The 7,451-nt window shown below is 43.8% G+C and carries 7 protein-coding genes and 1 tRNA gene; 3 read left to right on the plus strand and 5 right to left on the minus strand.

Annotation, left to right across the window (positions count from 1 at the left end; translation table 11 throughout):
• Positions 1-7 precede the first annotated feature (7 nt).
• From M0Q51_01475 to M0Q51_01495, 5 genes are all read right to left on the minus strand, one after another.
• Positions 8-1,018 carry a BtrH N-terminal domain-containing protein gene (locus M0Q51_01475; GenBank protein MCK9398650.1) on the minus strand — a complete coding sequence of 337 codons (1,011 nt, stop codon included), beginning with the start codon at positions 1,016-1,018 and terminating at the stop codon, positions 8-10.
• A complete protein-coding gene (locus tag M0Q51_01480; protein ID MCK9398651.1) occupies positions 1,019-1,405 on the minus strand; it encodes a hypothetical protein in 387 nt (128 codons plus the stop codon). It lies immediately after the preceding gene.
• Positions 1,406-1,530: 125 nt separating this feature from the next.
• Entirely contained in the window at positions 1,531-2,631 is a 1,101-nt protein-coding gene (locus M0Q51_01485; protein ID MCK9398652.1) for an acetylserotonin O-methyltransferase, read from the minus strand.
• Positions 2,632-2,645: 14 nt separating this feature from the next.
• Complete coding sequence (locus M0Q51_01490; protein MCK9398653.1) at positions 2,646-3,719, minus strand: beta-ketoacyl synthase chain length factor; 1,074 nt, start codon at positions 3,717-3,719, stop codon at positions 2,646-2,648.
• Position 3,720: 1 nt separating this feature from the next.
• Complete coding sequence (locus M0Q51_01495) at positions 3,721-4,914, minus strand: beta-ketoacyl-[acyl-carrier-protein] synthase family protein (GenBank protein MCK9398654.1); 1,194 nt, start codon at positions 4,912-4,914, stop codon at positions 3,721-3,723.
• Between the two features lie 207 nt (positions 4,915-5,121).
• Here M0Q51_01495 and M0Q51_01500 point away from each other — a divergent pair.
• From M0Q51_01500 to M0Q51_01510, 3 genes are all read left to right on the plus strand, one after another.
• Positions 5,122-5,195 (plus strand) — tRNA-Asn (locus tag M0Q51_01500).
• 495 nt (positions 5,196-5,690) lie between these two features.
• On the plus strand, positions 5,691-6,302 hold the full coding sequence (locus tag M0Q51_01505; protein ID MCK9398655.1) for a hypothetical protein: 612 nt from the start codon (positions 5,691-5,693) through the stop codon (positions 6,300-6,302).
• A gap of 410 nt (positions 6,303-6,712) precedes the next feature.
• Entirely contained in the window at positions 6,713-7,348 is a 636-nt protein-coding gene (locus M0Q51_01510) for a hypothetical protein (protein ID MCK9398656.1), read from the plus strand.
• Positions 7,349-7,451: the final 103 nt, after the last annotated feature.

Below are 7,451 nucleotides of genomic sequence, written 5' to 3' on the forward strand. Positions count from 1 at the left end.
AGAGTGTTTATTTAACCAATCTATAAAGCTCATTAAAGAATTTCTGTTCTTCGTCGGCCTGGGCGTAAATCATCATACTGAGTTCTTTGATCCGTTCCGGGCCAAGGTCCCGGCTCTTTCCGATTTTGGCTGCAAAGTAAGAAATATTCCGCCACTTGTCACCAATTTCCATCATTTCTTTCGACATAGTTTTCAAACGGTCATCTTTTGTAATGGCAGCGGCCTGCTGAAGAAAAGTGGCATACATGTAACGAAAGCCGCCTCCGCCTGTCCCCTGGTCTTCCATGAAAATATTGATCTTCATCACCCGGTCTGAAAGATCCTCAATATCCCTGGCAATGGCAGGCCATTCATTCAACTTTCTGGCAAACATCCGTATTCCTTTTACGCCGAGAAAAGGTACAGGTAGCCGGGTCATGTTGAATGCCGCTCTTTTAATACCTGTTATGATAGGCTTTTCAAGATCAATGTTATCAGGGATATGGTCTGTGTAAAACATGTACCCTTTGGGAGCCATCATACCACCGGCAAAACGGGCCGTCAGCATCTTTTGCTTGTCGAGCACGGATTTCTGCTTGTAATAGCTGTCACTCACAAGGTATTTGCTCCCATTCACCCCGAATACGATGACATAATGCGCATTGATATGTACCCGCTGCCAATCTGCCATATAATCCATATAAAAGAAATCAACCTGCACGGCGGTGGGATGCCCCTGCCGGATGGCTTCGTCCAGGGCGGCCTCTCCCTCTTCCGGAGAGCGGAAGTGCTGCTCATGGAACTTCACACCCAGCCGTTTTGAGATCTTTTTACGGATATTCCCGGGCTTGCTGCGCAGGATGAACATCGGAAAGGGTAGATCAGATGATTTGAGGTAGCCAAAAAATATCCCGCCCGATATCCCGAAAACCAATGGCTCCGTAATTGACATCCCCGCATGGTTCAGTAATGCTGTCACAGTACCTGTTTCACAATGCGCCGCCATCTTGTGCTCGAATGGAATTTCTGTCGCGTTCATTTAGTGAATATTAATTTCTTTTATTTGCTCAACTGTAATCCCAAAGACTATTGCATATTTCTGAAGGGTAACATCATCCAGCTTTGCAAAAACATCGGGCCTGAAATGCTTGCGGAGCTTCCGCTTGCTGATCCCCACCCTCCTGGCCAGGTCGCCAGGGCCCATATCCTGCATCAACATGTAATAAAATACCGGGCTGATATTTCCCTCCTTCAGTTCTTCGTGTAATGCCTTGTCAAGGTTTTCTTTCTTCAGATAAAAATCGCTCAGAAAATGCTTCACCACATAAGAGCCGCTTTTGATCGCATCATACGACTCATCCTCCTTCTCTGCGAACAGGATCATCTCGTAATTTTTACTATCGATATAAAGGTCTTTTTCTTTCATCCCGGTTGTTTGTGCATCGTTCTATCAGGTTGATTCATCTTAATAGGTCCTGGTTAAGAATCAGCTTTTCTTCATCGCAAAAGTAAGGAGTTTCTTTACAAATTCAAGTGGTTGGAAATTGGATATTATTTTTTTACGGCTTCCAGGACCGAGAAAGGTGCAATGGTGCGGATGATCTTTGCCAGTCGAAATCCTGACCGGCTACAGAGGTCTGCAAATTCCTCTTTTGTTCTTTCTTTGCCTCCCTCAGTTCCGGTCATCATCAGCAAATCGACCAGCTTGCCGAAGGAAGGTTTATTATCAGGTTCTGTAATCGTTTCCAGGATGATCAGCTTTCCGTTCGGAGCCATCACAGAATGGACCTTTCTGAGCAATTTCAGGCAATCCTCATCACTAAATGCATGAAGAATATTTTTCATGAAATAGGCATCGGCGCTTGCCGGAATATCATTGAAAAAATTTCCGCAAACAATCCGGAATCTTTCCTGCAAGACCGGTTCCCTGATCATTTCTTTTACCTGACCGGCCACATGATGCTGGTCAAACAGGATCCCCTGCATATCACTGTATTTTTCAAGAATGCGATCCAGCAGGATTCCGTGCCCGCCTCCCACATCGACAAGTGTCTTAATGCCCTTGAAATCATAAGCCGAGAGAAGCGCCAGGGCAACCAGGCTTGAGGAATTGTCCATCGCCTTGTTATAAATTTCATTCTTTGCAGGGTTCCCTTCCAGGTATTGAAAAATCCCTTTCCCGAGCATTTTGCGTGTATTACCTTCACCGGTCCGGATACACTCCGTGAAGTGCGTGAACAAAGTCATGTTGGTTTCGCCGAATTGATGCAGGATCATATATTTCATCGAGTTGTCACCTTCTTTCAGAGCATACGAAAGGTGCGTATTCACAAACATTTTGCCCGGCAATTCCATAAAAATCCCTTCCCCCGCCAGGGTTCTCATCAGGCGGTAAAGGTATGCATCATTCGTACTGCTCAGGGCGGCCAGTTCAGTGATGCTTTTCGGGCCGGAAGCCAGGTGATCGGCCAGGTTCAGTTCACAGGCAGCGACAATGGCCCTTGAAACCCAGAAACCCTGTGCTTTCTCATAAACAGCCATCGGAGGTGGAATCAGGCGGTCTGAAATCTTCATCAGTATCCTTCTGATGCGCAGACCCATGAAGTATAGGAACTGGTGAGGAAATTCCGGAAGATCTGTTCTCTTTTTCATATTGCTTCTTTCGTTCAACTTGGAAATGAAAGCAGGATAAAACTGTGATGGATCCCTTTGAAATGGTTATAGATCAGGATATTCCTGATGTCATGCCGGTTTTCAATGGTTTTTATCCTTAGGATGTCCGGAACAGCTTGTTGTTTAAGCGCTTTCACAGCAGCCCATGTGGCAAAGGCCGTGGAAGTAAGGTATTCCCCGCAAAGATGCTTCCAGGCAGCCTGGTTAAAACCTGAAGGGAACACCCTGGAAAGAACATCCCGGTAAACCGTGTCGCCATCCAGGTCCCCGTTAAGACCGGTAAATACCCAATCGATCATTCCGGGCTCCAGGCCGTTCCTTTCCAGGCACAACAGGGCATTTGCAGCAATCATTTCAGTGTTTTCCGTTGAAAAGAGGGTCATCACATCTTTCAACACTGCGTATGTTTTGTCCGATGCATAGTCCTGGAGAAAGAAGAAGGTGAAACCTTCCCCGGCAATGGTGCCTTCCGCTTCGGTATCAAACAGCCGCAGGTTGTTCACTGCTTGCCGCCGCCAGCGGTGAAGGCGGTCGGTGAGGATAAACTGGTTGGCAGTGATCTCGTCAAAACCACCGGTGAGGACGTTCCGGCTGTCGCCGCTTTTCAGGCCCAGGATGCCGTCCAGCAGGGCATGCTCAAAGGCAAAACTGCCATGGGCATAAGCCATGTTATAAGCACAGTTGTTCAGCAGCATGGCGATCTGGGCACCGACCACGTTGTGGGTCGACTGTATGAAAGGGGTTGGCGGAAGCAGGCTTTCCTTGTTCCTGTATAAGGAAAGCAGGAATTTCTCCGAATCCAGCACGCTGCCCCAGCCCGAACCGGTGATGATGGCATCGGGCCGCTGGTTTCCGGCATCGTCCAGGCAGATCTTTGCCGCTATCCATCCCAGCCGGATCAGCCGGCTCATCCGCCGCAGGTATTTCTCATCCAGCCCGGGGTCAACCTCCGGTTCGAGGCATTGCAGCATCCTGCCATCATAATCCTTCACCTCGTCAAGAAATGAGGCGCAGTCCCAGGTCTTTTGGGGGGATACATTGCCTATGCCGTTGATATAGATCTTCATCTCAGATGCTTGAAAACACGAGTGAGGTGTTGTTGCCCCCGAAGCCGAAGGAGTTCGACAGCACGTGGCGAATCCCGGAGCCCTGGATGGCATGCCGGGCAGGAAAAAAGCCAAATTCCTTCATCGGGGTGTTAAAATTCAGGTTTGGCCAGACGGTGTCGTGCCGGATGCTCAGGATGGAAAATACCGCCTCCACCGCACCCGATGCGCCCAGGAGATGTCCGGTGAAAGGCTTGGTGGAGCTGAAAGGGGGGATTTTTTCTCCAAACAGGGTCAGCATCCCCATTCCTTCTGAAAGATCGTTGTTGATGGTGGCCGTGCCGTGCATATTGATATAGCTGATGTCTCCCGGTTCCAGGCCGCCGCGTTCCAGGGCAAGCTTCATCGCCAGGTGCGGCCCGGTACCTTCCGGGGAAAGAGCTGTCTGATGATGGGCATCCGTGGAATTCCCGTAACCGCTCAGCTCACAGAGCGGTAATCGCGGGCCGGTCCTGTCTTCCGCTTCCAGGACAAGATACGCTGCCCCTTCTCCGAGGTTCAGCCCGTTGCGTAGTTCGTCGAAAGGTTTGCAGGGCTCCCTGTCGTAGATCATAAGGGTATTGAAGCCATTGATGGTAAAGATAGAGAGCGCATCTGCCCCCCCGGCAATCACCCGGTCGAGCATCCCTGCCCGGATAAGCCGGGCCCCGGTCATGATCACGTTGGCGGATGATGAGCAGGCCGTGTTGATAGTGGAGACAAAATCTTTGATCCCGAGGTGCCGGGCGATCCTTTCGGTGCTTTCACTGCTTTCGTTGGCCTCGATCCAGGCATTGCGGCTGTCGTTTTCAAGGAAATCCGGGTAATACTTTTCCGTAGCGACCATCCCTCCTACCGTTGAACCGGAGATCAGACCTGTCCTGAGCCCGTCGTGCAGGTTTATTCCCGCATTCCTGACGGCCTCTTCCGCCGCGATCATACCCAGCAGGGCTGTCCGTGTAAGCCCTTCCCGGAGCTTAATTCCAAGTATCCGGGCAAGTTCCTCATCCCTGAGTCTGATCTCTCCTGCCGGAAGTGCATTGCGGTGTACTGTTTCAAGGAGTGTGATCTTCCCGATGCCCGACCTGCCGGATGTCAATGACTTCAGGTTCTCTTCCAGGTTATTCCCGATGGAAGTGATGATACCACAGCCGGTGACGAATACACGTTTAGCCAATGTTCAGAATGATAGAAAGGTCAGGCAAAGATAGGACTCTTGAAATTTGAAATTTGAAATTTGAAATTTTAAATTGCGGACTTATTTAATACATTGGTTTATAATTAGTTATAAAATATTAATAAAATTTTCCCCTAATTCAAAATTCAGAATTTAGAATTTAAAATTATTACTATCTTTGCACCCTCAATTTTGAAAATGCTATCTTCCCTGGTAGCTCAGCTGGTTAGAGCGACTGACTGTTAATCAGTAGGTCCCTGGTTCGAGTCCAGGTCGGGGAGCCGAAGTCGACTAGTCCCGATTTTATCGGGACTTTTTCATTTTTACCCCTTTCATAAGCCTTGATAGATAAGGATTAGCTCATTTCATCCTCCTTCAAAAAAAATTTAGATACTTTATATTCTGAAAAAAGGAAAATATCCAAATTTTTTCATGGTTTTTCATTTAACAGGTTGAAGGAAAGTGTTTTGTGTGTAGTTGGATAACATCCAGGGGTCGGATTTAGATACTTTTGTTTTTGGATTGGGGGTCTGATCAGCTTTTTATTCCAGGGGGTTTTGAAGCCGGAATCAACCCGGTAAGTAAAGATTTTGCTTGGATATAAGATTATACCAGTGTGGGGGAGATAATGGCTTAGCGGCTTTATAAGGTAACTAAAACGCTTTATTGTTGTTGGATGAATATAACATATTAACTTTATATGTTGGCATTTTAAATTTAAAGAACTTCAAATTCTTAAAGGTCAACTACTTAACTTAATAATGAAAGGAGTTACTATGGAAACAAATCAATCATTAGAAAAGATCAGATTTATTAAAGAAATGTTAGTCTTTATCTGGGAAAATAAAATCAAAGATAAAGCAATTAAAGGTTTTATATTATATGAAAGGCAATTTCAGGCAGAACTTTATCATCAATTGAACTTTATGTTATATCCTCAATATAATGTTTGGATTGAGCCTCATATTCAAAAAAAGAATAAAACCAGTATAATCCCTGATATGATTATCACAAGTAACGATGATTCAGGAGAAAATCAAATACTTACAGTGATTGAATTAAAATGGAAGCCTTGGGAATTTCCACCTTTTAAGGAGGATATTAAAAAACTGATTGAGTTTAATCATAATGAATTAGAAGAAATGAATCCACTTGGTGCTAAATCTGTATCTTCCAATTGGGAAGAAGTCAAAGGGCAGAATCAACTTTTCTATTCAATACATCCTGAGTTATTAAAAGTTTATGTTGTGTTTGGCCATCCTGGTAGTGATGCTATTAAACCAGAGAAGATTGAAACAAAGCCTAATAATTTTCTTCACCTTCATGGGTGCATTGAAAAAGGACAACCAAAATTTGACTCCGAGGAAATTTATTTCACAATCCGTTGACGGAAAGTGTTTTGTGTATAGTTGGAGTCAAGGCCGGGGTGAAATTTAGATACTTTGGTTTTGGATTGGGGGGTTGAACTCTTATTAAGTCAGGGGGTTTTGAAGCCGGAAGCAAGGCGGTAAGGCATTCAAAGGTGAAATAAAATGAAGATACCGGGTTGGGGAGATAATGGCTTAGCGGGTTGCTTTCTCTTTTAAAACTTTATCTGATTACAATTTACTAATACTATAATGCATCTAAAAGGAAAAATTTGAAACTCTGATTTAAAACTTCTGATTTTATCAGCCAGAAAACCATTGAATTGTATTACTTTTATTTTTAGTAAACATCTGTAAGCTATCCTAATCTTGAAGATCAATAATCTGATTTATAACAATACTTACGAAAGTACTATTCAAAATCACAATATATGTTATTTGAGAGATTTGTACCACAAGAGAAAATTGGCTTAGAAAGAGCCTTATTAATGAAAAAAATGAATCTCCATGTAGATTTATTCCTTATTGACGATAATTTCAATGGCTTTCATGGTCAAGGGCAATTATCGATTAACTATGGGGAAGTTATAATTGATCCGTCATTTTTATTTTATCTAAGTTCACATAAAATAAAGGAATCCGAAGTTAATTATTACTTGCCAGATAATCTTCTTCGATTGATTAACGGCTCTGAGGAAAATGCTGAGTATCGACAATTCCTAAAGTCTTTTTTGTCATTTTTTAGATATGGCTTTAGTAGAAAATTCAATGATGATGACTGGTATCTATTTTATGATAACATTCAAAAAATGAATATCAAGCCAATAACTCAAGAAATGGTGAAACCAGAACAAAACAATGATTATTATAGTGACTATCTTCAATTTTTCCAAGATCATGAGTTTTATCTTTCGATGAGTCCGACTATCAATTTCTTAGGAGACTGTATTGCAAAAATCATGGAGTTTAGCAGACGAACAGGCATTTTGATATTAAGTAAATCTAGAAAACTTGCAAACCTCCTTAGAGAAAAAATCGTTTCTATTTTACTACTCCCCATTTTTTAGACCACGAATTCACTTTTCTTAATTGAATTTATTAACTCTATTTGTATTGATATTGCTGTTAATTTCGGGAAATAACTCGAAGAGTTATTCTCGATATTAACAG

Source organism: Bacteroidales bacterium, from assembly GCA_023229505.1.
Lineage (GTDB): Bacteria > Bacteroidota > Bacteroidia > Bacteroidales > JAGOPY01 > JAGOPY01.